This is a genomic window from Nocardia iowensis (assembly GCF_019222765.1).
In the GTDB taxonomy this organism is placed as follows: domain Bacteria; phylum Actinomycetota; class Actinomycetes; order Mycobacteriales; family Mycobacteriaceae; genus Nocardia; species Nocardia iowensis.
Genome location: NZ_CP078145.1, coordinates 827,320 through 853,607, shown reverse-complemented (window position 1 = coordinate 853,607; position 26,288 = coordinate 827,320). Strand labels below are relative to the sequence as shown.

At 68.4% G+C, this 26,288-nt stretch carries 23 protein-coding genes; 12 read left to right on the top strand and 11 right to left on the bottom strand.

Going from position 1 to position 26,288, the window contains the following annotated elements:
* Positions 1 to 30: 30 nt before the first annotated feature.
* Positions 31 to 1,200 carry a YhgE/Pip domain-containing protein gene (locus KV110_RS04055; RefSeq protein WP_218473558.1) on the top strand — a complete coding sequence of 390 codons (1,170 nt, stop codon included), beginning with the start codon at positions 31 to 33 and terminating at the stop codon, positions 1,198 to 1,200.
* A gap of 94 nt (positions 1,201 to 1,294) precedes the next feature.
* On the opposite strand, the gene KV110_RS04050 is transcribed toward KV110_RS04055, so the two are convergent.
* The 4 genes from KV110_RS04050 to pdxH all read right to left on the bottom strand — a co-directional run bounded on the left by KV110_RS04050 (position 1,295) and on the right by pdxH (position 5,282).
* On the bottom strand, positions 1,295 to 1,654 hold the full coding sequence (locus tag KV110_RS04050) for an FKBP-type peptidyl-prolyl cis-trans isomerase (protein ID WP_218473556.1): 360 nt from the start codon (positions 1,652 to 1,654) through the stop codon (positions 1,295 to 1,297).
* Between the two features lie 42 nt (positions 1,655 to 1,696).
* Positions 1,697 to 3,010: a citrate synthase gene (locus KV110_RS04045; protein WP_218473554.1), complete on the bottom strand. Its 1,314-nt coding sequence runs from the start codon at positions 3,008 to 3,010 to the stop codon at positions 1,697 to 1,699.
* Positions 3,011 to 3,199: 189 nt separating this feature from the next.
* Positions 3,200 to 4,483, bottom strand: a complete 1,284-nt coding sequence (locus tag KV110_RS04040) for an MFS transporter (protein WP_218473552.1) — start codon at positions 4,481 to 4,483, stop codon at positions 3,200 to 3,202.
* A gap of 70 nt (positions 4,484 to 4,553) precedes the next feature.
* Entirely contained in the window at positions 4,554 to 5,282 is a 729-nt protein-coding gene (pdxH, locus tag KV110_RS04035; RefSeq protein WP_246634339.1) for a pyridoxamine 5'-phosphate oxidase, read from the bottom strand.
* Between the two features lie 85 nt (positions 5,283 to 5,367).
* Here pdxH and KV110_RS04030 point away from each other — a divergent pair, with 85 nt between their 5' ends.
* Together KV110_RS04030 and KV110_RS04025 are read left to right on the top strand one after the other, a co-directional pair.
* Positions 5,368 to 6,516, top strand: coding sequence for a citrate synthase 2 (locus KV110_RS04030; protein ID WP_218473551.1), 1,149 nt, complete (start codon positions 5,368 to 5,370; stop codon positions 6,514 to 6,516).
* A gap of 99 nt (positions 6,517 to 6,615) precedes the next feature.
* The gene (locus KV110_RS04025) at positions 6,616 to 7,503 is read left to right on the top strand and encodes a polysaccharide deacetylase family protein (RefSeq protein WP_246634338.1); all 888 of its coding nucleotides are present in this window, start codon (positions 6,616 to 6,618) and stop codon (positions 7,501 to 7,503) included.
* 39 nt (positions 7,504 to 7,542) lie between these two features.
* Here KV110_RS04025 and KV110_RS04020 read toward each other — a convergent pair whose 3' ends face one another.
* Positions 7,543 to 8,214 carry a hypothetical protein gene (locus KV110_RS04020; protein WP_218473549.1) on the bottom strand — a complete coding sequence of 224 codons (672 nt, stop codon included), beginning with the start codon at positions 8,212 to 8,214 and terminating at the stop codon, positions 7,543 to 7,545.
* 168 nt (positions 8,215 to 8,382) lie between these two features.
* Between KV110_RS04020 and serC the strand changes: the two genes are divergently transcribed.
* From serC to KV110_RS04005, 3 genes are all read left to right on the top strand, one after another.
* Positions 8,383 to 9,507 carry a phosphoserine transaminase gene (gene serC, locus KV110_RS04015; RefSeq protein WP_218473547.1) on the top strand — a complete coding sequence of 375 codons (1,125 nt, stop codon included), beginning with the start codon at positions 8,383 to 8,385 and terminating at the stop codon, positions 9,505 to 9,507.
* 375 nt (positions 9,508 to 9,882) lie between these two features.
* Positions 9,883 to 10,938: a septation protein SepH gene (sepH, locus tag KV110_RS04010; RefSeq protein ID WP_218473545.1), complete on the top strand. Its 1,056-nt coding sequence runs from the start codon at positions 9,883 to 9,885 to the stop codon at positions 10,936 to 10,938.
* A 465-nt stretch (positions 10,939 to 11,403) separates the two neighbouring features.
* Entirely contained in the window at positions 11,404 to 12,147 is a 744-nt protein-coding gene (locus tag KV110_RS04005; protein WP_218473544.1) for a DUF6928 family protein, read from the top strand.
* On the opposite strand, the gene KV110_RS04000 is transcribed toward KV110_RS04005, so the two are convergent.
* Both KV110_RS04000 and KV110_RS03995 read right to left on the bottom strand, forming a co-directional pair.
* A complete protein-coding gene (locus KV110_RS04000; RefSeq protein WP_218473542.1) occupies positions 12,148 to 12,432 on the bottom strand; it encodes a DUF2537 domain-containing protein in 285 nt (94 codons plus the stop codon).
* The gene (locus tag KV110_RS03995; RefSeq protein ID WP_218473540.1) at positions 12,429 to 13,229 is read right to left on the bottom strand and encodes a TrmH family RNA methyltransferase; all 801 of its coding nucleotides are present in this window, start codon (positions 13,227 to 13,229) and stop codon (positions 12,429 to 12,431) included. The genes KV110_RS04000 and KV110_RS03995 overlap by 4 nt, the downstream gene beginning before the upstream one ends.
* 193 nt (positions 13,230 to 13,422) lie before the next feature.
* On the opposite strand from KV110_RS03995, the gene KV110_RS03990 reads away from it, so the two are divergent.
* Together KV110_RS03990 and KV110_RS03985 are read left to right on the top strand one after the other, a co-directional pair.
* Positions 13,423 to 14,628 (top strand): GNAT family N-acetyltransferase, encoded by a 1,206-nt coding sequence (locus tag KV110_RS03990; protein ID WP_218473538.1) that lies wholly within the window; start codon positions 13,423 to 13,425, stop codon positions 14,626 to 14,628.
* A gap of 93 nt (positions 14,629 to 14,721) precedes the next feature.
* On the top strand, positions 14,722 to 15,123 hold the full coding sequence (locus KV110_RS03985) for a YccF domain-containing protein (RefSeq protein ID WP_218473537.1): 402 nt from the start codon (positions 14,722 to 14,724) through the stop codon (positions 15,121 to 15,123).
* Positions 15,124 to 15,195: 72 nt separating this feature from the next.
* Here the strand turns inward: KV110_RS03985 and KV110_RS03980 are convergent, their stop codons facing one another.
* Positions 15,196 to 15,633 carry an Rv0880 family HTH-type transcriptional regulator gene (locus tag KV110_RS03980; protein ID WP_218473535.1) on the bottom strand — a complete coding sequence of 146 codons (438 nt, stop codon included), beginning with the start codon at positions 15,631 to 15,633 and terminating at the stop codon, positions 15,196 to 15,198.
* Between the two features lie 62 nt (positions 15,634 to 15,695).
* Here KV110_RS03980 and KV110_RS03975 point away from each other — a divergent pair, with 62 nt between their 5' ends.
* The gene (locus KV110_RS03975; protein ID WP_218473533.1) at positions 15,696 to 15,935 is read left to right on the top strand and encodes a DUF2530 domain-containing protein; all 240 of its coding nucleotides are present in this window, start codon (positions 15,696 to 15,698) and stop codon (positions 15,933 to 15,935) included.
* Between the two features lie 13 nt (positions 15,936 to 15,948).
* Here KV110_RS03975 and KV110_RS03970 read toward each other — a convergent pair whose 3' ends face one another.
* Positions 15,949 to 17,997: a neutral/alkaline ceramidase gene (locus KV110_RS03970; RefSeq protein ID WP_218473531.1), complete on the bottom strand. Its 2,049-nt coding sequence runs from the start codon at positions 17,995 to 17,997 to the stop codon at positions 15,949 to 15,951.
* A gap of 125 nt (positions 17,998 to 18,122) precedes the next feature.
* Between KV110_RS03970 and KV110_RS03965 the strand changes: the two genes are divergently transcribed.
* Positions 18,123 to 18,737 carry a TetR/AcrR family transcriptional regulator gene (locus KV110_RS03965; RefSeq protein WP_246634337.1) on the top strand — a complete coding sequence of 205 codons (615 nt, stop codon included), beginning with the start codon at positions 18,123 to 18,125 and terminating at the stop codon, positions 18,735 to 18,737.
* 37 nt (positions 18,738 to 18,774) lie between these two features.
* Here KV110_RS03965 and KV110_RS03960 read toward each other — a convergent pair whose 3' ends face one another.
* Positions 18,775 to 21,768 (bottom strand): sacsin N-terminal ATP-binding-like domain-containing protein, encoded by a 2,994-nt coding sequence (locus tag KV110_RS03960; protein WP_218478157.1) that lies wholly within the window; start codon positions 21,766 to 21,768, stop codon positions 18,775 to 18,777.
* A complete protein-coding gene (locus tag KV110_RS41995; RefSeq protein ID WP_218473529.1) occupies positions 21,765 to 23,363 on the bottom strand; it encodes a DUF3027 domain-containing protein in 1,599 nt (532 codons plus the stop codon). The genes KV110_RS03960 and KV110_RS41995 overlap by 4 nt, the downstream gene beginning before the upstream one ends.
* A 17-nt stretch (positions 23,364 to 23,380) precedes the next feature.
* Here KV110_RS41995 and KV110_RS03950 point away from each other — a divergent pair, with 17 nt between their 5' ends.
* A complete protein-coding gene (locus KV110_RS03950; protein WP_218473527.1) occupies positions 23,381 to 24,154 on the top strand; it encodes a glutaminyl-peptide cyclotransferase in 774 nt (257 codons plus the stop codon).
* A gap of 165 nt (positions 24,155 to 24,319) precedes the next feature.
* Positions 24,320 to 26,230, top strand: a complete 1,911-nt coding sequence (locus KV110_RS03945; RefSeq protein WP_246634336.1) for an MFS transporter — start codon at positions 24,320 to 24,322, stop codon at positions 26,228 to 26,230.
* The last annotated feature ends 58 nt before the right edge of the window (positions 26,231 to 26,288 follow it).

The window sequence follows — 26,288 nt, the reverse complement described above, 5'->3', positions numbered from 1 at the left end:
GGGTTGGGGTGGGGTCCTAGGGTTTGGCTGGTGATTGGGAAACGCGCCCGGTGGGCACTTCTTGCCGTTGGTCTTGTTGCCGCGGGCGCGCTCGGCGCCGGGATTACCGCATGCGGTCGGTCGGATGGCGGGCCGACCGGTATTGCGCTGGTCAATGCCGATGCGGGGCCTACGGGGGCGCGGGTGGTGCAGGCGCTGAAGGAAGCGGGTGGGTACGAGTGGGCCGCGGTCAAGGCGGACGAGGCAAGTACCGATGACTATGCGGCAGTGATCACCCTGCCCGCCGATCTCACCGAATCCATGGGCACCCTGGCCGGTCCGCAGCCGCGCCGGGCCAAGGTCACCGTGACGACGAACAAGGATGCGGACGCCGAGCTGGTGAACGGCGCGGTGTCCGAGGTGACGCACCGGGTGGGTGCGTCGGGCGTCGACGCTGCGCTGGCCGCAGTCGGACAGGCGCGTAGCCAGATGTCGCAGGTGCAGTTCACCGCACAGTTGCTGAAGGCCGGGGTGAACACGGCGGCCGCGGGCACCGAACAGTTCAGCTCGGGCGCCGATCAGCTGCTCGGTTTCCTGAACTTCGCCAAAGAGGGTTCCGCGCAACTGACTTCGGCCATCGCGCTGCTGAACTCGACCGTCGATGGCGCGGCCGAGCAGGCGAATCAGCTTGCCTCCGCGTTGGATTCGACCGGCATCACGATCGCGCAGGTGGAGCAGACGGCGAATACGGTCAGCTCCGGCCTGGATCAGATCTTGCCGCTACTGCGTGCGCTGCCCTTCGCCAATGATCCGGCGCTGGCCGACATCATCAAGAAGCTCGAAGCGCTGCAAGGCATTTCCGGCCAGGCGGGATCGCAGCTCACCGGTCTCGGCGCACTGGTCGGCGGCGCGGTCGACCCGAACACCGACCTGGGCACCCTACTCCGCACCGTGGTCGACCGATTGACCAGTGCCAGTGCGCAATTGAACGAGGGCGCGAAACTGGCCGAGGGTCTGCCGAAGCTCGCCGATGAGGGCGGCGCCCAATTGGTCAGCGCCATCACCCAACTCACCGGCGGCGTAACCCAGCTGCAAACCATCGTCAACAACCTGAGCACACAGACCGACAAGGCCGTCGCAGCCCTCCCCCAACGCAGCTCGGCCCAGCAGTCCGCCCTCGCCCTCGCACTCACCGACCCGGTCGAAATAGTCCGCCAGTAGCACGACAGTGGCCCGTATTCCGTTAGTACGGAACACGGGCCACCAAGCCCAACCACAACGCGCGAGTCTTACGAGCGCCCGCGCGGCCGATAATTCAGCTGGCGTCCAGCAGGTCGATGACGAAGACCAGCGTCTTGCCCGCCAGTGGGTGCCCCGCACCGGTCGGACCGTAGGCCAGCTCCGGCGGGATGGTGAGCTGACGGCGGCCGCCGACCTTCATGCCGGGGATGCCGTCCTGCCAGCCCTGGATCAGGCCGCGCAGCGGGAAGTTGATGGATTCGCCGCGGTTCCAGGAGGAGTCGAATTCTTCACCGGAGTCGAACTCCACGCCGACGTAGTGCACCTCGACGTTGCCGCCGGGCACGGCTTCCTTGCCTTCGCCTTCGATGATGTCCTTGATCACCAGCTCGGCGGGCGCGGGGCCGCCCTGGAACTCGATCTCCGGCTTGGTCATTCGGCTATCCCCTTCGATAGGTGATGGTGGGTAACGGTGAAACTAACGGTTGGTGATCTCGCGGTAGTCGCGGGCGCCGTAGCCGGTGTAGATCTGCCGCGGGCGGCCGATCTTCAGTGGCTCGCTGTGCATTTCGCGCCAGTGCGCGATCCAGCCCGGCAGTCGGCCCATGGCGAACAGCACGGTGAACATGCGAGTGGGGAAGCCCATGGCCCGGTAGATGACGCCGGTGTAGAAGTCGACGTTCGGGTACAGGCGCCGCTCGATGAAGTAGTCGTCGGTGAGTGCGGCCTCTTCGAGCGCCTTGGCGATATCGAACAGCTGGTCGTCGCCGCCGAGCTTGCTGAGGATCGCGTCGGCGTGCTTCTTGGCGATCGAGGCGCGCGGGTCGTAGTTGCGATAGACGCGGTGCCCGAAGCCCATGAGCTTCACGCCGTCTTCCTTGTTCTTGACCTTGCGGATGAATTCCTTGACGTCGCCGCCGTTGGCCTTGATGCCGTCGAGCATCTCCAGCACGGCCTGGTTCGCGCCGCCGTGCAGCGGGCCCCACAGGGCGTTGATGCCGCCGGATACCGAAGTGAACAGGTTGGCGTCGGAGGAGCCGACCAGCCGGACCGTCGAGGTGGAGCAGTTCTGCTCGTGGTCGGCGTGCAGGATCAGCAGCATGTCGAGCGCCGCGGCGACCTCGGGGTCGACCTCATACGGCTCGGCCGGGAACCCGAAGGTCATCCGCAGGAAGTTCTCCACCAGGCTCAGCGAGTTGTCCGGGTAGAGGAACGGCTGGCCGACCGACTTCTTGTACGAGTAGGCCGCGATGGTGGGCAGCTTGGCCAGTAGTCGGATGGTGGACAGCTCGACCTGTTCGGGGTCGCGCGGGTCCAGCGAGTCCTGGTAGTAGGCCGACAGCGCGTTCACCGCGGAGGAGAGCACCGGCATCGGGTGTGCGTTGCGCGGGAAGCCGTCGAAGAATCGCTTCAGGTCCTCGTGCAGCAGGGTGTGCCTGCGGATCCGGTCGGTGAAGTCTTCCAGCTGGGTCTGCGAGGGCAGCTCGCCGTAGATCAGCAGGTAGCTGACCTCGATGAAGGTCGAGGACTCGGCCAGCTGGTCGATCGGGTAGCCGCGGTAGCGCAGGATGCCCGCTTCACCGTCGATGTAGGTGATCGCCGACTTGGTCGGGGCGGTGTTCATGAAGCCCGGGTCGTAGGTGACGTACCCGGTGCTGGCCAGCAGCTTTCCCAGCTCGATTCCGTCGTTGCCCTCGGCGGCTTTGGCGACCGTCATCGGGAATTCCCCGCCGGGATAGGAAAGGACCGGCTTGGCGTCTTCGTCGACGTTGATGATGTTCTCAGCGGGCACGGAAGGATCCCTCTCAGGCTAGAACCGTAGGCACCGTCGCGGTCGGCGCACGATGCACTTGTCTCAACGCTAGACGTTCACCGACGCGGACAACCACGGAGGGTAGTCCTGTGCGCCCTCACAAACACCTCGTGGCCAAGTGAGGTCGGAACCGCTCGCCGAACAGCAGTTGCCGGATATTCGCAGGCCTCATCGTGCCACTATTTCCGCATGTGCGCGGCCTACCCGGTATCGCACGAATGCCGGGAATGCCACGGCGGCGATCACCACACCGATCACTACCAGCCCACCGCCACCCGCCGCGGCAACAGCGGTACCCAGACTGGCCGCCGCGAAACCGTGGGCAACATCACCGATTCGCGGCCCACCTGCGACAACCACGATGAACACACCCTGCAATCGGCCGCGCATCTCGTCGGTGGCGACCTGCTGCAGCATGGTCATCCGCAGCGCGGCCGAGATCATGTCCACCGCGCCGCCGAAGGCCGAGCAGAGCAGCGCGAGCCACAGCCCGACGCCGAGGCCGAGACCGTGACCGGTGAATCCGACGGCCGCGCCGAAGCCGACCATCGCAAAACCCCACAGCACAATGCAGACGATCACAGCCAGGCCCTGACGCCGGATCCGCGGGATCCAGCCGGAGAACACCCCGCCGAGCACCGCACCCGCCGACATGGACGCGAACAGCAGACCGAGCGCGACACCGCCGGTGGCCGGATCGCCGAAGGTCTCGTGCGCGATCTGCGGGAACAGCGCCCGCGGCATGCCGAACACCATCGCGATCACGTCCACCGCGAACGAGGCGAGCAACACCCGCTGCGTCGCCAGATAGCCGAAACCGTCGAGCACCGTGCGGAATCCGGCCTTGCGCGCGGTCCCGGTCGGCGGCAACGCGGGCAGCCGCCACACCGCCCACACCGTGGCGAGCAGCGCGATGGCGTCGATCAGATAGAGGGTGGCCAGTCCGACCACCGGAATCAGCACGCCCGCCAGCACCGGCCCGGCGATGGCGCCGAACTGCATCACCGTCATGCTGAGCGAATTGGCCGCGGCGAGTTGGTCTTCCGGCAGCAGGCGCGGGATGGCCGCGCTGCGCGTCGGCTGGTTCACCGCGTAGAACGCCTGCTGTGCCGCGAACAGACCGAGCACCACCCACACGTTGTCCACGCCCGCGGCGGCCTGCGCCCAGAACGCCACCGCGGTGAGGCCGGTGCCCGCATTGGTGATGAGCATGAGCTTGCGCCGGTCCATCACATCCGCGAGCGCGCCGCCCCACAACCCGAACACGATCAGCGGCACCAGGCCGAAAAGACCTGCCAGACCGACATATCCGGAGCTGCCGGTGAGCTGGAAGATCTGCTGCGGCACCGCGACGATGGACAGCTGCGCACCGATCATGGTGACGATGCCCGAGGTCCACAGGCGCCGGAAGTCGCGATGTCGCAGTGGTGCGGTGTCGGCGAGCACTCTCACCGGCGGGAGCGTATCCAGTTGCACCCGTTCGGCTCGACCGGATATTCATCACCCGCCGGTCGGGAATATCTCAGGGCTGTAGTCGCTGCACCTTCATCGCACCGTCGGCGATGAGCACCCGAATCCGGTTGTGCAGTCTGCCGCGGCGGCCCTGCCAGAACTCCACCTCGTCGGGGCGCAACAGGAAACCACCCCAGTGCGGCGGCACCGGAATCTCGTCGACATCGTCGAAGCGCGCGATCGTCTCGGCCATCGTGCGGTCCAACTCGGCACGCGACCCGATCGGCGCGGACTGCCTCGAAGCCCAGGCACCGAGCTGCGAGTCACGCGGGCGGGAGCGCCAGTAGACCGCGGTGGTCTCGGCGGGGACCCGCTCGATCGCGCCGCGCACATGCACCTGCCTGCCGAGCGCGGGCCAGACGAAGGTGGCGGCGGCGAACGGCACCGCCGCGAGCTGGCGGCCCTTGTCCGAGTCGTAGTTCGTGTAGAAAGTCACACCCTCGGGGGAAAGACCTTTACACAGGACGGTCCTGGCGACCGGTCTCGGCGTGCCGTCGGCCAGTGACACGGTGGCCAGCACCATCGCGTTCGGCTCCGCGACACCGACCGCGGTCGCCTGCTCGATCCAGTGGCGCAGCAACGGCTCCCAGCCGCCGGCCAGCCAGGTTTCGTCCAGATCGACGTCTTCGCCACTACCGAAGGGGGCACCGCCGTACTCGGCGCGCATGCCCGCGAGGTCGCTGAGCGGCATGGAGTCGGCCGTTTCCTGGCCGCCGGGTGAATTGTCCAGGTCACGCATGGGCCAGACGTTACTCCGGGGTAGCAAGGAGCTAAGGTTTTGGTGATCGGCATGTGCTCGGCGAAGTGCAAGGAGAAGTCACAACATGACTACCAGCCCCGCGGCGCCCACTGGGCAGACCGCCGTACCCAGCGATTTCGTCAGCGGCCTGGAGGGCGTGGTGGCTTTCACCACCGATATCGCCGAACCCGACAAGGATGGCGGCGCGCTGCGCTACCGCGGCGTCGATATCGAGCACCTGGTCGAGGGCCAGGTGACCTTCGGCGATGTGTGGGCGCTGCTGGTGGACGGCGAGTTCGGTCGCGGCCTGCCGCCCGCCGAGCCCTTCCCGCTGCCCGTGCACACCGGTGACGTGCGCGTCGACGTGCAGGCGGGGCTGGCGATGCTCGCCCCGATCTGGGGTTACCAGCCGCTGCTGGACATCGACGACGAGACCGCGCGGGACAACCTGGCGCGTGCCTCGGTGATGGCGCTGTCCTATGTCGCGCAGTCCGCACGCGGCATCTACCAGCCCGCGGTCCCGCAGAAGAAGATCGACGAGTGCTCCACGGTCACCGAGCGGTTCATGACCCGCTGGAAGGGCGACCCGGACCCGAAGCACACCGAGGCGATCGACGCCTACTGGGTATCGGCCGCCGAGCACGGCATGAACGCCTCCACCTTCACCGCGCGGGTGATCGCCTCCACCGGCGCCGACGTCGCCGCCTCGCTGTCCGGCGCGATCGGCGCGATGTCCGGTCCGCTGCACGGTGGTGCGCCCGCCCGGGTGCTGCCGATGATCGAAGAGGTGGAAAAGACCGGCGACGCGCGGGCTTTGGTCAAGGGCATCCTGGACCGCAAGGAAAAGCTGATGGGCTTCGGGCACCGGGTGTACCGGGCCGAGGACCCGCGCGCCCGCGTGTTGCGCGCCACCGCCCAGCGGCTCGCCGCCCCGCGCTACGAGGTGGCCGCCGCGCTGGAGCAGGCCGCGCTGGCCGAGCTGCGCGAGCGTCGTCCGGACCGCGCCATCGAGACCAACGTCGAGTTCTGGGCCGCGGTGATCCTCGACTTCGCCGAGGTGCCCGCGCACATGATGCCCGCCATGTTCACCTGTGGCCGCACCGCCGGTTGGTGTGCGCACATCCTCGAGCAGAAGCAACTCGGCAAGCTGGTTCGCCCGGCCGCCATCTACACCGGACCGGCGCCGCGCCGACCGGAGGAAGTCGCGGGCTGGGCCAGCGTCGCCCACGCGTAATTCCGTCGAGAAGTAGCTGTACCGCGAGCCGAATGTCCTGCACCACCGGGGCATTCGGCTCGCGCCGCATCCGGACGACGTCGGAAGGGTAGCTAACGGATGCTGGAAAAACGAGTGTCGCGTCGGCAGGTGTTCGGCATCGGCGCCGCGCTGGCCGCCGGGTTCGCCGCCACCGGATGCGGCACCACGCAGCGCACTGTCGCGACCGACCAACCGAGTTCGACGACGACCGCTGCGGCCTCGGCCACCGGCGATCCCGTCATGGTTTCCCAGGCCGCGCCACCGCCACCGCCGGACAACTCCCCTGCCGCGGTGGTCGCCAGGCACGCGGCCGAACAACCGCAGCGGTGGGGCACGGAGATGCCCGGCATCATCAGCACTTTCGCGGCCACCGGCAAGCAGCTGGCACTGACCTTCGACGCGTGCGGCGGGCCGGGCAACAACGACATCGACGAGTCGCTGGTGAATTTCCTGATCACCCAGCAGATTCCGGCCACCTTGTTCCTGAACAAGCGCTGGATCGACGCCAACCCGGCACGGGCCGCCCAACTCGGCGCGAACCCGCTGTTCGAGCTGGCCAATCACGGTGTGGCGCACAAGCCGCTGTCGGTGACCGGCCGCGCCGCCTACGGCATCGCGGGAACCGGCTCGGCACAGGAAGCGGCGGACGAGGTCTGGGCCAACCATGAGCGGCTGACCGAACTGCTCGGCAGGCCGCCCCGCTTCTTCCGGGCTGGCACGGCGCACTACGACGATGTCGCGGTCGCCATCGTCAACGAATTGGGGGAAACCCCGGTCGGTTTCAGCATCAACGCCGATTACGGCGCGACCGCCAGCGCCGCCAAGGTGCGATCCGCGATGAACGCCGCCGCGCCGGGGGCGATTTCGCTCGCCCACATGCATCGCCCACAAGCGGGCACCGGCGCGGGCATGATCGCCGTTCTGCCTACCCTGCGCGCCATGGGCTTCACCTTCGTCCACCTCTGAACCGCTGCCGCACGTCGGCACCGCGGGCGGCGAACGCGGTCAGTCCTCGCCGAGCGAGGCGGGCCAGTCGACGGCCACCGATTCGCCGTGGTCGACGGTGAAGAAGGCGACCTCGAGGTGCTGACCGAGGTCGATCAGGCCGATCGCGGCCAGTGGGACCGGTTGGACGAGGCGGACGTGCCACGGGTTCGGCTCGTCCCAAGCGCGCAGTTCCAGGTCGAGGCGCAGTACCGGGTCGTCGTGGCCGGAGTAGTCCGCAGCGACCGGCGTCGCGGCGAGCACCGTGGCGTCGGCACGACGGCCGTCGGACAGGATCTTCGAGATGCTGGCCCGGCCGGTCTCCGCGAAATCGGGCACATACAGCACCAACCGATCCCGATCACCCGGGTCGATCCGGCAGCACACCACATCGCCGGGCTGCATCCACTCCAGGTTCGCCTCGGATACCCGCTGCCGCACCCTGGTCTCGTAGGGCGGCATCCCTTCGACCTCGACCCGAACCCAGAACACGTGCCCCGGCTCCACGCCGTTCCCGCCCGGCTCGGTCGCCTTCGAACTCGGCCGCACCCCGAGGACCGTCGCCGAACCAAGAGTTCCGCGCAGCAGCAACTCTCGGCGCGCCGCATCCGACATCGCGGTGATCCGCAACCCGAAGGTGCGTGGTCGTCGACCGAGCAATCGCCACCCCGAATTAGCCGACGCCATGTTCATGGGCGCAAAGGGTAGCTGGCGTGTGGTCGAGGACACAGCAATACCACCGCAACCCGACCGGACCATGATCGAATCGGCGGCGTCGGCCCGCGCGGCCGCCGGTGGCCGAGGGCACAGCTGCCGACCCACACGAACCGGGCTGGTCCGACACGCTTTACCCTGTTCGGCATGACCACTGCGTTCCCGACGATTCCCGACGACCTCAAGCCCGCCGACGGACGGTTCGGCTGTGGCCCCTCCAAGGTACGACCGGAGCAGTTGCAGTCTCTGGTGAATGTCGGCGCCTCGGTGTTCGGAACAAGTCATCGGCAGAAGCCGGTGAAAGATGTGGTCGCGCGGGTGCGTTCGGGCCTACGCGAACTGTTCGGGCTGCCCGACGGTTACGAGGTGGTACTCGGCAACGGCGGGACGACAGCGTTCTGGGACGCCGCCGCGTTCGGTCTGATCCGCGAGCGTTCGCTGCACCTGACCAACGGTGAGTTCAGCTCGAAGTTCGCCGCGGTGGCCAAGGGCAACCCGTTCATCGGCGACCCGATCGTCATCAAGGCCGAGCCGGGCAGCGCGCCGGAGCCGGTGTCGGATCCGTCGGTCGACCTGATCGGCTGGGCACACAACGAAACCTCCACCGGTGTCGCCATTCCGGTGCAGCGCCCGGCGGGTTCGGAAAACGCGCTGATCGCCATCGACGCCACCTCGGGCGCGGGCGGGCTGCCGGTGAACATCACCGACGCCGACGTCTACTACTTCGCCCCGCAGAAGTGCTTCGCCGCCGACGGTGGCCTGTGGGTCGCGCTGATGAGCCCGGCCGCGCTGGCCCGGGTCGAGGAGATCAAGGGCTCGGGCCGGTGGACCCCGGAGTTCCTGTCGCTGCCGATCGCGATCGACAACAGCACCAAGGACCAGACCTACAACACCCCCGCGCTGGCCACCCTGCTGCTGTTCGCCGACCAGATCGAATGGCTCAACGGCAACGGCGGCCTGGACTGGGCGGTCAAGCGCACCCTGGATTCGTCCTCGCGCCTGTACAACTGGGCCGAGTCCAGCGAATACGCCACCCCCTACGTCACCGACCCCGCGCACCGCTCCCAGGTAGTCGGCACCATCGACTTCGCCGACACGGTGGACGCCGCCGCCGTCGCGAAGATCCTGCGCGCCAACGGCATCGTCGACACCGAGCCCTACCGCAAACTGGGCCGCAACCAACTCCGCGTCGGCATGTTCCCCGCCATCGACCCGGAGGACGTCACCCAGCTCACCCGCAGCATCGACTGGGTGGTCCAGAACCTGGGCTGATCACCCGGGGGATCACACTTCGGGCGAGTCACGAACGCACCGTTCGCGACTCGCCCGACCGCGTGCGCCTCGAGTGATATCGGCCACTCCCACCCAACCACCACAGCGCGAGTCTTACGAGCGCCGTTCGCGGCCCGTCTCGCGTCCGAGTAGCCGAAGCGCACGCGCCGCAGGCGCAAGTCTCGGCTGCTCGGACGCGAGACTTCCAGGGGCCGCGAACACGCCGCGGCCACGCGGCCAATAGAGCAGATTAGCGGGGCGCGTCAGTGTCCGAAGTGATTTCCGCCCCGCGTGTCTTGCCCCACGGATCCCAGAAGTGCACTACTGTTTCGGAAAGTGGGCGGTGTCGCGAGTCGACGCGGTAAGGAGGTAACGGTGCGTGAACTTCGAGTGATCGGGGTGACGCCCGACTCCACGCACATCGTGTGTATCGACACCGAGTCCGGAGCGAAGTACCGGCTTCCCGCCGATGACAAGCTACGAGCCGCAGCACGCGGAGACCTTGCCCGATTCGGCCAGATCGAGATCGAAATGGAAGCAACTATGCGTCCTCGCGATATTCAGGCTCGTATCCGTGCAGGCGCCTCTGTCGACCAGGTCACCGAAGAATCCGGCATGCCGGCCAGCCGCGTCGAGCGGTTCGCCTACCCGGTGTTGCTGGAACGTGCCCGTGCGGCCGAACTCGCGCAGAAGGCGCATCCCGTTCGCCCCGACGGCCCCGCCGTGGAAACCCTCATCGATGTCGTCACCGCAGCCTTCACCGAGCGGGGCCACAACATCGAGGGCGCGGAATGGGATGCCTGGAAGGACGAGAAGGGCTTCTGGGTCGCCCAATTGCAGTGGCAGAACGGGCGTTCCGAAATCGCCGCGCACTGGCGCTACCAGCCGGACGCGCACGGTGGTTCGGTGTCGCCGCTCGACGACCCGGCTTCCGATCTGATCGATCCCGACTTCGGCCGCGCGCTACGCGGCCTGGCGACCATCCTGCCCGCCGAGCCCGAGGCGCCCGCGCCGCAGCCGGAGCCCGCGGTCGAGCCACGGCCGACGCCCCCCGCGGCCACGCCCGCGCGCACCACCGCACGGCAGCAGAGCCAGCCGACGCTGGACGAGTACTACGAACAGCGTGCCGTCGCGGCCGGTGGTGCGGGCACACCCGCCATCACCGCGGGCGCGAGCGCTACCCCTGCTGCCGCGACTACCGCCACGCCCACCGCGGCGAATCCGGCACCGAGCACGCCCGCACCGGCCCCCGCCACTCCCGCGGACACCGCCCCGCCCGCGCCCGCCGCGTCGACGAAGCAGGCCGCCGAGGAACCCGCCAAGCCCGCCAACGGCAAGGCGCCCGCCAAGCAGGCCCGCACCAAGCGCGGCAAGGCGCCCATGCCGTCCTGGGAGGACGTCCTGCTCGGGGTGCGCAGCTCAGGCCACTGAGGCTCGGCTAGCCCGCCTCTCCGCGTATCCAGGCCAGACATAGGCGCGCTGCCGGTTGCGTTGGCGGCTGGCGGTGAGGTGGTGGCTGGGTTAGCCGGTTCCCGGCGAGTTACCCCTGCGCTCGCGAAATCAGTTGGCACGCTGGGGATCCGCTGCGTGCCCAGGATGGTCCTGCGATAATCCTGATCTCCCTTGACTTTCCCCGCTTTGCCGATCTTCCGAGCGCTCAGCTCGACTGCGGCCGGTTCGCCGAGGGTGCGGTGGAAAGCGATTCCGAGGCTCGCTGGCGTGTTCAGGGGCGGAAGGTCCGCCGAGAGCGGTTCAGGGCGAGTAGATTTTTTGGTGTGTTGTCGACTGCGTGCGACGGCGTCCTGCGGTTCACGAACGCGGTGAATTGTTCGACACCGCAGTGCGTTGCTCGAAGTTCGCGGAGCTGATTCGTGCAACCATCGGGAGGTGCCGGAAATGCTATCGAAAGCTTCGTCCCTCTGGTATGTCGACGCACCCGATCCGTTGACGGTACTGCGGGCCAATCATGATCCGGATCCCGATGCCGCACTGGCGCTTGCGAAGCAGCTGTACAGCGACCGAGACGTGCTGCCGATCATGGTCGGCACCCTGGCCGGCTGTGCCGGTCCCGACCTCGACGAGGTCTACATCGGTTGCTACCCGGGCGTGACAGTGGTGTGTTCGGCGCAGGCCGCCCGCATTCACCCGACCGAGCTCCCCGAATTGCTGGTCCGTCCGCTCGCCTCCGAGCACACCTACCTGGTGTCGTTCGACACCGCGCACGGCTGGGGCGCGTTCGCCCATTGGGAGCGCGGCGAATTCCGCAGGGCATTCAGTTCCAGCCGGGTGAACATCTTGGAGGACGAGGGTCTGCCGCTGGTGTGGGAACGCCCGTACTGGGCGGGCGAACATCCGGTGCGCTGGCAGGCCGGGGAACTGCCCGACCCGCAGACGCTGCCGTTCGACCCGCCCGATTTCGCCGACGCCGCGAACAACGAATGGCTCGGCTTTCACTACCGCGCCCCGGCCGCAGAGGGCGCGCTGGTACCCGGTGATGTCGCGGTGTGCGGGTTCACGCTGTATCCGAAAGGCCAAGCGCCCGACCCGGCCACCCTCATCCCACCGGAGCACGAGCCGGACGGTGCTCGGCCCAAACGGGGCCTGTTCGGGTGGCTGCGCGGTCACGACCGTGTCTCCTGATCAACCTGCCAGACCGGTCATCAGCAGCGCCAGCCAGCCGAGCAGCACGCCTGTCGCGCTACCGCCGACCACCCATCTGGTCACCGGCGCCCACCGCATCCGCCAGGCGGTCGGCGCGGCACCGCCCGCCGCGACCAGGTTCACCGCCACCGCGACCAGCGGATGCACCTCGGCGAGCGCGCGGCCGAAGGCGAATACCGCGACCGCGACCAGCAGCGCGACCATGCTCGCGACGGTGATGCCCGCGCCCCACGGGGTCGGATCATGATGGGGCGAACAACTCATGTCCGCACCCGCTCGTAGAACGCCATCGCGGCCGCGGTGGCCACATTGAGCGAGTCGGTGCCCGGCGACATCGGAATGCGCGCCCGCACATCGGTGGCTCGCATCGCGTCCTCACTCAACCCCGGTCCTTCGGCGCCGAGCAATAGCGCCACCCGCTCCCCCGTCATCGCCGTGGCCAGCCGCACCGCCGCCGGGTTCGGCGTGAGCGCGATGATCTGGAACCCCTTGCGCCGCAGTATATCCAGACCTTCCGGCCAATCGGGTACCGAAGCGAACGGCACCCGCAGCACGTGGCCCATCGACACCCGCACCGCCCGGCGGTACAGCGGGTCGGCGCACCGATCCCCGAACAGGATCGCCGCCGCCCCCAGCCCCGCCGCATTGCGGAACATCGAACCGAGGTTCTCGTGATCGTTGACGCCCTCCAGCACGGCCACCGTCCTGGCCGGTTCGAGCACCTCGTCCAGGGTGAGCGGCGTGGGCCGCGGCGCCACCGCGAGCACGCCGCGGTTGAGGTGAAATCCGACCACCTCCGCCATCACCTCGGCGGACGCGCGGTAGTACGGCACCTCGACCTCGGCCAGCTCGTCCGCCAGCTCCAACCGACGTTTCTCCACGCCGAGCAATGCCGTCGGCGCGAACCGGGAGTCAAGCATCCGCTGCACGACCACCACGCCCTCGGCGATCACCAGTCCCTTGCGTCCCGGCAGATCGGGTCGGCGGTCGGCGGACTTGAGGTCGCGGAAGTCATCGACCCGCGGATCGGCGGGGTCGTCGATATCGATCACTTCGGCCACCGCTACATCCTGCCGGTTGGCGTCGCACCGTGCGGCGACCGGTGTTCGGTGCGCCGGTGCGAAGCCGCTCCGCGCGCACCGCATCCGCCCCAGCGTGCCGCGATGAGGCACACCGAACGGGGAAAGTCCTGGTAGCGCACGCGCGGCGGTAATTCGAGTGCGGCACGGCGTGACGGCGTGCGAAGGTCGAGCGATGACGCTGACGAACGGCATCACTATTCGATCCGCCACCCCCGATGACACGCCCGCGATCCGGACCCTGGTGGCTACCTCCTTCGGCGGTCGACCGGACGACGACGAGATCGCCCGCATTCGGCAACTGTTTCCGGTAGAGGACGCGATCGTCGCGGTCGACGGCGCGCGGATCGTCGGGCATGTGCAGTCCAGGACGATGACGGTGACCGTGCCGGGTGAGCGGGCGGTCGATGCCTGCGGGATCTCGGCGGTCGGGGTGGCGCCGACCCATCGGCGGCGCGGGATCCTGCGCGCGATGTACACCGAGCAGCATCGGCGCACCGAGGCCGCAGGGTTGCCGCTGACCATCTTCACCGCCAGCGAAGGAACCATCTACGGGCGCTTCGGTTACGGCCCGACGGTGCGGGAGAACTCGGTCACCATCGATCGCCGCTTCGCCGAATTCCTGCCGTCCGCACCGGATCCGGGTGGGGTGGAGCTGGCCGCGCCGGACGAGGTCATCGATCACATCAAGACCGTCTACGACCGGTGGCGCAGGTTCGTTCCCGGCGTGCAGGTGCGCCCGGATGCCTCCTGGGCCGCGCGGTTCGCCGACCCGGAACGCAACCGTGGTGGTGGCACAAGTCTTTTCGCGTTCACCCACCCGGACGGCTATGCGCTGTACCGGTATCACTATCGGGAAACCGGCATGACCGTCGATGTGGTGGAGCTGCGGGCGGTTACGACCGAAGCCCATGCCGCGCTGTGGCGGGCGCTGCTCGGGCTGGATCTGGTCACCGAAGTGGCAGCCGTCCTCAGCGACAACGATCCGCTGCCCTACCTGTTGACCAACACCCGCCTGGTTCGCACCAAGGCACGCTATGACGGACTGTGGTTGCGGCTCATGGACATTCCCGCGGCGCTCTCGGCTCGCTCGTATCAGCGCGACCTCGATCTCGTTCTCGCGGTGACCGATCCGTTCCGCGACGCGGGCGGCACCTTCGCCCTCACGATCCGCGACGGCGTCGCCGAATGCACCCCGACAACCCGAGCGCCCGACATCGAACTGGGCATCGACGTACTCGGCAGCATGTACCTCGGCGCCTACCCCGCCCGAGTGTTCGCCGCCGCCAACCGCCTGCAAACGAAAGCCGCCGCCCACCTCCATCCGCTGGAAGAAGCCTTCGCCACCGACCGCGACGCCGTCCTGGGCTGGTTCTTCTGATCCGACCGTCGAGTGGCGCGGCCATGCGCCACTCGACGGGATGTGATCGAGGAGAAATGTCCGGATCGGCGGGCGGCTGGCATGCTGGTTGGCATGAAGCCGATTCAGCTCGTCCTCAACATCCTCTGGCTGGTGTTCGTCGGGTTCTGGATGGCACTGGGTTACATCCTGGCCGGAATCATCTGCTGCATCCTGATCATCACCATCCCGTGGGGGATCGCGTCGTTCCGGATCGCGGCGTACGCGCTGTGGCCGTTCGGCCGGACCACGGTGGAGAAGCCGGGCGCGGGCACGGGGTCGCTGATCGGCAACATCATCTGGGTCGTCGTCGCGGGCTGGTGGCTCGCGCTCGGACACCTGCTGACCAGCATTCCGCTGTTCATCTCGATCATCGGAATCCCGTTCGGCTGGGCCAATTTGAAGCTCATCCCGCTCTCGCTGTTCCCGCTCGGCCGCGACATCGTCGACAGCGACCAGCCGTTCGGGGCGCGCTAGGCGAAGCCGACGGGGTGGGTGAACGCTAGGGGGATAGCAGGAGGCGAAGCCGACGGGGTGGGTGAATACGGTTCACTCGGATTCGGCGACGATCTGCTTCATGATGCCGACCGCGCGGGTGAGCACGGCGATCTGCTCCTCGGTGAGGTTGGAGAGCTGTTCGGTCATCCAGGCTTCGCGAGCATTGGTTTCGTCGGCGATAAGCGCGCAACCCGCGTCGGACAGCGAGACGATGATCTGGCGCCCGTCGGTGGGATGCGGTTTGCGCTCGACCAATCCCAGATCGGTTAGCGAGGCGATGACCCGGGTCATCGACGGCGGCTGGACGCGTTCCTTGGCGGCAAGCGCCCCGGGGGTCATCGCGCCGTCGCGAGACAGGGTCGCGAGGGCGGAGAGCTGGGTCAGCGAAATCTGGGCGTCGGCACGGCGACCGCGCAGATGACGCGTCAGTCGAACCACCGCCAGTGAGAGCTCACCAGCGAGGGCTCGGACATCGGATGGCGTTGTCACAGAGGTGAACGATACGGGACCGGTGCGCGTCGGACGCGTGTTCTCGCCCGTAGGCTATAGCTGTGACTCAGAAAGTGCCGCAGATCCCGCCGCGGCTGACCGATCCGCGCCCGGTGCTCGCGGTCGGCAGCGCGCTGTGGTTGCTCGCCACCGTGGTCGTCCTGGCCACCGGCGATCGGTGGGCATCAGTGCTGCCGGTTTGCCTGATGGGGATGGTGGTCGGCGTGCTGGCCCTCGGAATTTTTCTGATCCAGCGGCGCGGCGCGCGCCGGGGCGACAAGGGGGCGCAGACGGGGCTGTGAAGCCCGGTAGGCGTCAGCGCACCTCGAAGTCGTTGGTAGTTCCGGTGAACGGGTGCAACGCGCCGTCGGGGCGCAGGCTGTCGGCGTAGTGCTGGAACCGATACCGGCCCGGCGTGGCGTCGGCGGGGATGTGCCAGGTGAACCGCGCAACGGATTCGGCGGTGCCACGCTTGCTCCAGTAGAACTTCACCGCCCACTCGCCCTCGTTGGCCACCCGCACCCACGCCCCCGCGGCGTTCTGCCGCTGCACCTCCAGGAAGGTGCTGTTGCGGCGGGTGTTGTGTTTCGGGTGGGCGGAAACGAATTCGGCGGCGACCTGCGCACCGAGCGGGTAGGCGGCCGCAGGTTGGGTGAGGACATCGCCGAAGTCGCGACCGGGCGGGGTGGCGTCCGGGCCCGCTCCCGGCTGGAAGTTCGGCTGCAGGTTGGACACGTCGCGCGGGGCCGGGCCGCGCGGGACGAGTTGGCGCGCGGCGAATGCCGTTGCCAGCCGGGTGAATTCCTGCTGGTAGGCGCAGAGCGTGTAGCGGCCGAACAGGGTCGAGGCGCCCTCGTACTGCTGCGAATCGTATTCCTCAGGGGTGGTGACGTATTCGTGGTAGGCGTTCGCGTAACCCTGCATGAGCACCTGCTCCAGCGGCACGCCGAGCGCGTCCGCGACGGCACGGCGCACGCGCAGCCCGGAGGTGATGGTGAACTCCCCGCCTGCCGCGGCCAGGTAGAGCTCGCCGATCCGAACCAGCTGAATCGGCAGCACATTCGGCACCCACGCCACCGGCGGGAGCAGGCCGAGCGGCGCGGCAATGGCCTTGGGCGCCTGGGCATCAGCGAGCCAGGCGGGCGCTGGCGCCGCGGGGTCGCCCAGCGCCTGGAGGAACGGGTTGCGCACCCCCTCCGGGATGGGCACACCGGGCACGCCGGGTCCGTCCTCGATGCTGCCCGCGATGAGTGAGACGCCCGCGGCGGCGGGTGCGGTGTGCCTCGGCTGCCCGTCAGGGGTGAACCGGCCGTCCACGGCGACGTCGGCCAGGTCGACATAACAGAGCATCGCGTCGACCGGCCCGCCCATCGACCGGGCCTGGGCCAGCGCGGCTTTCGACGCCCAGTACTGGCGCTCGCCGATGATGCGGGTGTTCTCGAACTCGTCCTCGGTGGGGCCGGAGCCGGGCCGCAGGTTCAGGTTCGGGGACATGTCGCCCGCGTTGGTCTGCGCGAAGGCGGCGACGAAATCCGGTGCGCCGTCGAGGTAACGGACCCCGTGTTCGATGTGCTCGTAGGAGAACGACGCGTAACCCTTGTTGTCCGCGCTTATCAGCCGGTTCTCGTTGGTCATCGAGGTGTTGTGGGTGGCGAACCAGGTGATGGCGCCGACCTGCCGACCACCCTTGACAAGCGAAAGGACCGTCACCGCCGGGTCGATGGCCTCGGGAAAGTGTTGTTTGTCCGCAACCGGATTGAGCTCCCAGGCGACCCGCGACCGGTTGACGCTCGCGTTGTGCAGCTCACCGCGACCCAGCGCGAGCGAACCGGGGCCGAGGTCGGCGTGGGCCGCCGCGATGGCCTCGACGATGCCGTCCACCTCCGCGTCGTACACCTGCTGCTGAAAACCCAAGATGGACAGGTTGTATGCGTAATCGTTGCTGGAACCGCCGCAGGTCGCGTGCGAGTGCGTCGAGGTGAGCAGCACGTTCTGCTCGGTGTACCGATCGCCGAACCGGCGGGCCAACTCGGCGAGGACGCCGCGGTGGACGGACTGGAAAATCATGCCGTTCTCCGCCACCACGAACACGATGCGCTGCCCGGCGCTGCCGATGATGAAAGCCCTGGCCCGCGGGCGCAGGTGGATGCCGGCGGTCTGCTGTTCGAGCTGGGAATAGCCCATCATTCCGCATTCGGCGGCCGGGCCGGTGATGTCGGAAAGCCCGACACCGATCTCGTAGCCACCGGAACCGGGAGCGGCCGCCGCCCGCGCGCCGGACATCGCGGGCACCGCGGCCGCGGCGGCCAGCGTCGCCGAACCGACAACGGTTCGGGTAAGAACGGTTCTGCGCGACACCGACATACGCGTCTCCTTCGATCCTGATGGCAGCGAACCATACAACTGGTCACTCGTCCAGTCCAGATTTTTCGAGCGACGAATTGACTGCACGCTCCTCGGGCGCTTAACTCCCTTGGGTGTCCTCCCGATTGAGCGTCGAAGAAAGACGGGCCCACCTTATCGAGGCCGCGATCGGTCTTGCCGAAAAAAAGGGCGTAGCGGGCGTGACCACGCGCGATGTCGCCCAAGCGGCGGGCGTCTCGCTTGGTGTGGTGCATTACTGTTTCGAAAACAAGGACGCGCTGATGACCGAGCTGGTCAAGGCGTTGTCGATGGAATTACGCGATTCCGTCGACGCCAATGAAACGGTATGGCAAGACGTCGGAAGTGGAAAAGAAGCACTTCAAAAATTGATCCGCGCCGGGCTGGAACTGATGTGGCTCAACATAGAAGCCACTCCGGAACGCCAACTGCTCACTTACGAAACCACCACTTACGCGTTGCGCGAGGGTGAGCAAACTCCGGCGAAACTCGCGATCGCCCGCGAGCAGTACAACTTCAACGACTCCACCGTCGCCGACATCCTGGAACACGCGCGCGACGCGACCGCGAACCAGTGGTCGGTCCCGCTGACATCACTGAGCCGGTTCACCCTCAATGTGATCGACGGGGTCGTGCTGCGCTGGCTGGTGGACAACGACAGCGAAAGCGTGCGCGCACAGCTGGATCTGCTCAGCCAGATGATCGCGGAATACGCGGCTTGACCGTCGGCGGCGGTGCGGCGCATGCGGATTCGCCGAACTATTGCTGAATCTCGGGCACCCGGACGTGCACGGTGTTGCCGTCGCGCCACCACGGGACGGACGCCGTGACCGCTACCGCGCCGTGCAGGCGCACCTTCAGGTCGTCGTGCAGCACCAGATCGCCGTCCTGCGGGGGCAGGGAGAACAGTTGGCGCAGTATCACGCCGAGCGGTTCGGAGGACCAGGGGCCGCGACGGCCCGTGGTCAGCACCTCGGCGGTGACGGACTCCGAGACCAGCGGCAAGTCGAGCAGGGTCGCCAGCGCGGGCGCGGTGTCGGTGTCGCCGACTACCAGGCGATTCGGGGGCAGGGCGAAGCCGAACCAGGGTTGGTCGAGAACAAAAGCTGCCGCGGGGTCGACGACGGATCCGGATAAGGCACGCACCCGGTCGGGCAGGTCGAGATCGGTGAGGTCGAGATGATCCGCGGCGACGGCGGCGGCCAATCGTGCGTGCGTTCGCGAAACCACCTCGGGGGTGGGCGTTTTCGATGGATCCGCGAGCGCGTCGAGCAGGGTCGCGGCCAACTCCGGGGTGAGCACCACTGGATCGGCGAGTACCGCGCTGATCGCGGCTGCATCGTCCGCGAGACCGGGAACAGCGAATGTCGGTAGCAGACCAGCGAATTCGGTATCCGTGGGATGTCGAAACAAGCCGAGCGGGATGCCATCGATGCGCGCGTGGGTGCGCAACCACCACGCGGTGTAGCCGTCGCGGTCGGTGAGCAGGGGGCGGGTGCGTGGCGTGGAAGCCAACTGCCACAACGCCTCCGGCCATGCCGCATCGTCCACCAGGTCGAGATCGCGGACGGCGGCCAGCTCCGGCGGGTCTGCCGTCAGCGTCGACCACCAGCGGTCCTCGTCGTCCAGATCATGGTCCGGGCCGGTCGGGTCGACCTCGACGACCACGCTGAAGTCCCAGCCGACACCGACGGCCCGCAGTGCTTGTGCGCCATAGCGTTCCACCAGCGCGGGGTCGATCGAACTGAACGGTGAATCCTCGACCAGCAGCTCGCGCAGCGGCGCGTCGGGCAGCAGCAGTTCGTCGGCTGGGCGCAATTCGCCCTCGGCGTCGGGTAATTCGAGCAGCCCGAGCCAGGACGGCAGTGCGGCGGGGTCGGCGTGCGCGGCCAAGCGGAGCACGGCATCGGTGGTGTCCGGGTCGTCCGGGTGATCTTCCAGCTCGGCCTGTAAACCGGGCTCGCTCAACAGATCCGCCGCGGTCGCCGAACGCGCCCCCAGCCGGGCCAGCAGCGGGTGCGCGGCCTCGGGATGCACCAACCTGGCCCAGTGCACCGGAATCGCGACCTCGAGCTGATCGTCGAGCACCACCGTGCGCGGCCCGGTGACCAGCCGCCCGTCGGCCAGCGGCACCGCGAGCGCACCCAACTCCTCGGCGGCCAGCGGATCCACCACGAACGGCTCCAGCGCCGCATACAGCGAATACCACCACTGTGGCGCCCGCTCCAGGCCGCCAGACAGTTCCGCGAGCCGCGCCAACCCCAGCCGATGCACATCGAGCACACCCAACGCCTCGGCCTGCCCGCGCCCCGACAACTCCGGAATCACCAACGGCCCGACCACGTCATCGAGCAAGCGCGCCAACTCGTCGGTCAGCCCGGTCAGCGCACTCGCCCGCGTCGGCACCGCGACGTCGACGGTTGAGTCGCCGGGCGCGGCCGCGCGCGGTGGGTCGAATGAGCCCGAGTGGGCAAGTGCTGCAGCATCGTCCTCAGGCGCGGCCGACGCATCACCGGGCCACACCGCGGCGCTCGCCCCGCCGGACGAGGACGACGGTGCCACGTCTTCGGGGCTGTTCGCCGGTCCCGCGGGCGGGACGTGTTGCGGCATCGGATCGTAGAAATCCTCGGCCCCGCCCGCACCCGCGAAAGCCGTGGGGACGACCGGTAGCCAGGGGTGGGTTTGGAGTTCGCGGACGACGGCTTCGCGGAGCAGGCCATCGGCCTCGCTGCGAGCGAACGCCGGGGCGGGGACCAGGACCAGCCGGTCGCGGGCCGGTAGCGCGCGGGCGAAATCGGCGTAGCCGACAGCCAATTCGGCGAGGCGGGCACCCGGCAGGAGGCGGCGGCGGTCCGGCTGCATGGCGATGTCGGCGACCAGCAGGGCCGGGAGGGACAATTCCTCATCGGAGCGAGTCGGTGCGCGCAGCACGTCCGGGGCGGCGGCGGTCAGCCTGCCATTGCGAATCGGAAGGAGCCAGCGGGCGCGGGGTGCACGGTACTGCCACCAGACTCGATGCTCGTCCGGGCCGGTGATCCGCACCTCGTGCACACCGTTGCCGAGATCGGCGGTGATGCTGGTGAATTCGGCCGCCTCGATCGTGATGCTGTGCAGGGCGGGCAGTTCCAGCAGCAGGTCGACGGCTTCCGCGTGCATGCCCGCGAGCAGTGCGTCGGCGGCTATGTCGGGGCGCAGCCGCAGCACCACCTCGGTAGCGAAGGCCTCCGGTGGCGCAGCCTCGATCGGCCAAGCCATCCGCAGCACCGGCGGTGCGAATCCGTCGGCCGGGCTGTCCGGGATATGGATGTTGTTCTGCCGAAGCGCATCCCAGGTCAGCTCGCGGGAGAAGCGGAGTGACCCGGTGGACGAGCGCAGTTCGATCTCGTCACTGACCGAAAGCACCGCGGTAAAGCCGACACCGAACCGGCCGACCGCCGTGACATCCGACTTGCCGGATGCCCGCAGTGCGGTCAGCGCGTGAACTCCCGAGAGATCCAACGGCGCACCGGTATTGGCCAGCCGCAGATCGCGCCCGTCGAGCCGGACCACCAATCGGCCCGGGACACCCACCTTGGCAGCGGCATCCGCGGCGTTCTGCGCCAGCTCGGTCAGCAGCCGATCGCGGTAACCGGCACGCACCAGATCCGCCTCGGTCGCCGCGTCTTCACGCAACCGGGTCGGCGAATCACGCCAAGCGGCAATAACTCCCGCCCGCAACGCCGACGTGCCGAACGGATCGGCCGTCTCGGTCAGCTCTGTGGCGATGACTCGACCGCCCGGCCCCCGGCCGCCTCGGCCTCGCCACCGACAACCGGCTCGTCCGCCACGGCATCCGTACCTTCCGCGGCGACGTCGGAGCCACTGTCAGCGTCGATGGTTTCTGCCTCGCTCGGCTCAGCTGCCTCGACGCTCGACTCGGCTGCCGCCACCGCAGCACCGGCCGCCGCGTCCTGACCGGTCGACGCGGACTCGATTCCCGCAGCAGCGGCGGCACTCTCGCCACCGCCCCGCGCAGCCGCACTCAACGCGTCAGCAACGCCGGGCGCGACCTCGAGACCCTCGACAACGCTGCCGGTTTCGACGGCAGCCGCGGCATCCACATGCGGCACCTCTACGACATCTGCGGCATCGACCGACCCGGCGACGGTGTCGGACGCGTCCACATTCGATACAGCTTCCGAACCCGGCACAGCTGGAGCATCTGACGATTCGACGTCCGTGGACGACGCCTCGGTGTTCGGCGCCGCATCGGTATCGTTCGGGGCAACTGCTACATCGGTCGAGTCAACCTCGGCGGCAGGCGCTTCCGCAGCAGCGACCGCGTCGACATCCGGCGTAGCCGTCGCGTCTGCCGTCGCGGCGTCGGCGACAGCCACCTCCGCAGTCGGCGCAACCTGGGCAGCGGCTGCGGATTCGGCCTCGCCACCGGGCGCCTCCGCGGCGACATCCTGCGCGGCGGCAAGCTCAGTCGGCTCGACATCAGCAGCAGTGGCTGCCGCGGACCCGGTGTCCGGTGCGGCCGTCGCATCACTCGGCTCGACCGCGGCGGGGGTCGAATCGGCAGCGGGGGCCGCCTCGGCCGGTGCCTCCGGCGCGACCAGCGCCTCGGTCGGGATGATTTCCACTGCCGCGTCGTCGAACGCTTCGTACAGCGGCGAACCACCGCCGGTGGGGGCGACGGTGTCGGAATGGGCGCCGCAGCCGTATTCGGCGTGCACGACGTGTCCGTCGGCGCCCATGGCGTTGCCGCAGACACCGAAGGCCGCGCGCAGGGAACCGGCGAGCGGGAGGTAGAAGCCGCAGAGGCCGCAGGTGGACGGCGCCGCCTTGGCCATCTCGGTGTCGGGTCCGAACTCGGCGTACCAGCGCTCAGCGGCCGCCAAGCGGCCATCGAGGCTCATCACCTGGGTGCGGCCGAGGCCGATCTCTTGGGCGACCTCGTCGACAACCGGGTCGCCGGTGGCGACGTAGCCGGGCACCAGGCGCGGGTCGTTCGGCGGCGGGGCGAGCAGATCACCTGGCGCCAGATCACCGGGCCGGATCCGCTGATCCCACGGCACGAAGTCGGGCGCGACCAAGGCATCCGGGCCGGGTAGCAGCGCCGATTCACTCACCGTCGCATAGCCGGCGTCGGGTGCTGCCGCCACCACGACCGCCCACTGCCAGCCGCGATAGCCGGGCAGGGTGGCCTCGAAACGGTGGGTTGCCGCGCTGTCGTCCTCGGCAGCCACGCCGAGATGCGCCCCGACACCGGCTGGTTCCAACTCCAGGAGCGCACGGCGGGCCAGATCGACGGCATCGGCCAAAATCGGCCTGACACCGGACTCAGAAACAGAAACTGCGCTCACGGCCTACATTTTGCCGTATGAAACGCAATCGGCGTTCGTTGGCCATAGGTGTGCTGGTCGGTCTGGTCATCTGGAGCGGGTGCGGCGCCGCTGAAGAAGCGTCGCCCACGATGAATATCGAGGTCGTGGCCACCCGGTCGCACGATCCGCGAGCATTCACCCAGGGGCTGGAAATCGACGGGGATGTGCTCTACGAAGGCACCGGGTTGTCGGGCGCGTCGAGCGTGCGGGCGACGAACCTGCACACCGGCGTCGAACTCGCCAGGGCCGACCTGCCCGCGCCGTACTTCGGCGAGGGACTGACGGTGACGGAGGGCACGCTGTGGCAGCTGACGTGGCAGGACCACGTCGCATTCGCCAGGGACCCGGTGACCCTGGCCGAACGCGGCCGGGTGCCTTACGAGGGCGAGGGGTGGGGTCTGTGCACCCGCTCAGGTCGGCTGGTGATGAGCGACGGCACCGACACGCTGACTTTCCGTGATCCGGTGACCTTCGCGCCGACCGGCTCGGTCCGGCTCACCAGTCACCAGACCGCGCGGCTCAACGAACTCGACTGCGCCGAGGACGGTTCGGTGTACGCCAACGATTGGCCGACCAACAACATCCTGCGCATCGATCCGGACACCGGCGACGTGCTCGCCGTGATCGATGCGAGCCCGCTGGTCCCGCCGATCCCGCTGATGGGTGAGGACGCGCTCAACGGGATCGCCCAGATCCCCGGCACCGACCGGTTCCTGCTCACCGGCAAGAACTGGCCGACGACCTTCGAAGTCCGGTTCGTCCCCGCCTGATCGCGGGAACAGGTGACTCTCCGCACGCCGATTCGCATGCGATTCGCTGTGCGGGGAAGTCAATGATGCATGCACCGCCGTCTGCGACGCGATGAACGTCACCTTCCGCCGACACCTTCGAGAGCGAGTGAACGCCCAGCACCGAAGTACGACAGAATTGAGGACGTGACTACTCCGCGCGAACCCTCCGGTCCCGACCGTGATCGGTGGGACGGCGCGGCGTACCCGCCGATCGACCGGCATCCGGGCTTCGACCGATATCCGCCACCGAACGCGCCGTCCCCGCGCAGGCCGCTGCCGCCGTTGAACCCCGACCGGTCGGTACCGCCGATCGACCGGCACCAGCCCGACCTGTCGGATGCCGAAACGCGCCGCCACGCGGTGCCGCAGGCGCAAGCCCGGCAGCTGCCCGGCGGCCGTCATGAGCCCGACCCGGTACCCGCCAAGACGCCGCGACGGGTCTTCCCGCATCGCCCGCAACCGCCGCACCCGCCGGAGCCGGAATATTCGGCCCCGCCGCCCACCGAGCCGCTACCCGAGCAACCGGACATCGCCGATCCCGACGAATCCCCCGTTCCCCCTGGTAGCCAACGTGTTCCGCGCAAACTCACGGTCACCCGCGTCGCCGCCATGCGCGGGCGCGAGCTGACCGAACGAGGCATCGCCACCTTCCAGCGCGCGGCGAAGGCGGACGGCGCCGACAAATCCGGCCTCACCGCGCTGACCTACGCGACGATGGCGAACTTCGCCCTGGACGCCGCGGTCGCCGTCGCGCTGGCCAACACCCTGTTCTTCGCCAGCGCCACTGCCGAGAGCAAGACGAAAGTCGCGCTGTACCTGCTGATCACGATCGCGCCGTTCGCGGTGATCGCCCCGCTGATCGGCCCGATGCTCGACCGGCTGCAGCACGGCCGCAGGGTGGCGCTGGCGACCTCGTTCGCATTGCGCGCGGTGGTCGCGGTGGTGCTGATCCTCGAATTCGACAACTGGGCGCTGTATCCGCTCGCGCTGTGCATGATGATCGGCAGTAAGTCGTTCTCGGTGCTCAAGAGCGCCGTGACACCACGCGTGCTGCCACCCGATATCGACTTGGTGCGCACCAACTCTCGGCTCACGGTCTTCGGCTTGGTCGGTGGCACGATCGGCGCGGGCGCGATCGCCGGGATCGTCGCCATGCTCGCCGACTCCAAGGGCGCGCTGATCTTCGCGGCGCTGATCGCCTGCGCCGGTGCGTATCTCAGCCTTCGGATCCCGTCCTGGGTCGAGGTCACCGAGGGCGAGGTGCCCGCGACGCTGAGTTATCACGCACGCACCGAGGCGCTTTCGCCGGAAAAGGAAGCCGCGACGCCGCCGCGTAAACGCAGGCAGCCACTCGGCCGGTCGGTAGTGACCGCGCTGTGGGGCAACAGTGCCATCCGAGTACTGACCGGGTTTCTCACCTTCTACGTCGCCTTCGTCGCCAAGGCCACCGAGCACCGGCCGGTCCAGCAGGCCGCCATGCTCGGGGTGGTCGGCGCCGCCGCGGCGGTCGGCAACTTCACCGGTAATGCGACCGGTGCCCGGCTCAAGCTCGGCAAGCCGACGCTGATCGTGCTCGGCTGCACCGCGGCCTGTGCGCTGGTCGCGCTCTTCGCGACGTTCACCAACAATCTGCTCGGTGCGGCGCTGGCCACCCTGGTCGCGTCGGGTACCAGCGCGCTGGCGAAGGTGTCGCTTGATGCGTCGATCCAGGACGATCTGCCGCCCGAGTCGATCGCGTCCGGTTTCGGCCGTTCGGAGACCGTGCTGCAGCTCAGCTGGGTCGTCGGCGGCTCGGCGGGCGTACTGCTGCCGACCGACTACTGGAAGGGTTTCGGGGTGATCACCGCGATACTGGTGATCGGCCTGGTGCAGACCTTCGTCAGCTACCGCGGCCATTCGCTGCTGCCCGGGCTCGGCGGAAATCGCCCGCAACACGCGGAACAGGAAGTCCCCGCGACCCGTCCGATGCCACAGACTTCGACATACCGCCGACCGGGATCGAGCGGCGGCGACCCGACGCGTATCCAACGAGGGATAGGAGATCCCAGCCAGTGAGCGAGCGAACCATCGACACCGCGGCCGTGCGCCCGGCGGCGCCGAGTGGCAGCGAGGC

Coding starts and splice junctions, on each gene's coding strand:
- serC (WP_218473547.1), top strand. CDS start 8,383: ATGACCACTGCGTTCCCGACGATTCCCGACGACCTCAAGCCCGCCGAC.
- KV110_RS04005 (WP_218473544.1), top strand. CDS start 11,404: ATGCTATCGAAAGCTTCGTCCCTCTGGTATGTCGACGCACCCGATCCG.
- KV110_RS03985 (WP_218473537.1), top strand. CDS start 14,722: ATGAAGCCGATTCAGCTCGTCCTCAACATCCTCTGGCTGGTGTTCGTC.
- KV110_RS04000 (WP_218473542.1), bottom strand. CDS start 12,432: ATGAGTTGTTCGCCCCATCATGATCCGACCCCGTGGGGCGCGGGCATC.
- KV110_RS04030 (WP_218473551.1), top strand. CDS start 5,368: ATGACTACCAGCCCCGCGGCGCCCACTGGGCAGACCGCCGTACCCAGC.
- KV110_RS04050 (WP_218473556.1), bottom strand. CDS start 1,654: ATGACCAAGCCGGAGATCGAGTTCCAGGGCGGCCCCGCGCCCGCCGAG.
- KV110_RS03990 (WP_218473538.1), top strand. CDS start 13,423: ATGACGCTGACGAACGGCATCACTATTCGATCCGCCACCCCCGATGAC.
- KV110_RS03950 (WP_218473527.1), top strand. CDS start 23,381: ATGAAACGCAATCGGCGTTCGTTGGCCATAGGTGTGCTGGTCGGTCTG.
- KV110_RS03970 (WP_218473531.1), bottom strand. CDS start 17,997: ATGTCGGTGTCGCGCAGAACCGTTCTTACCCGAACCGTTGTCGGTTCG.
- pdxH (WP_246634339.1), bottom strand. CDS start 5,282: ATGCGTGACCTGGACAATTCACCCGGCGGCCAGGAAACGGCCGACTCC.
- KV110_RS04025 (WP_246634338.1), top strand. CDS start 6,616: ATGCTGGAAAAACGAGTGTCGCGTCGGCAGGTGTTCGGCATCGGCGCC.
- KV110_RS04020 (WP_218473549.1), bottom strand. CDS start 8,214: ATGAACATGGCGTCGGCTAATTCGGGGTGGCGATTGCTCGGTCGACGA.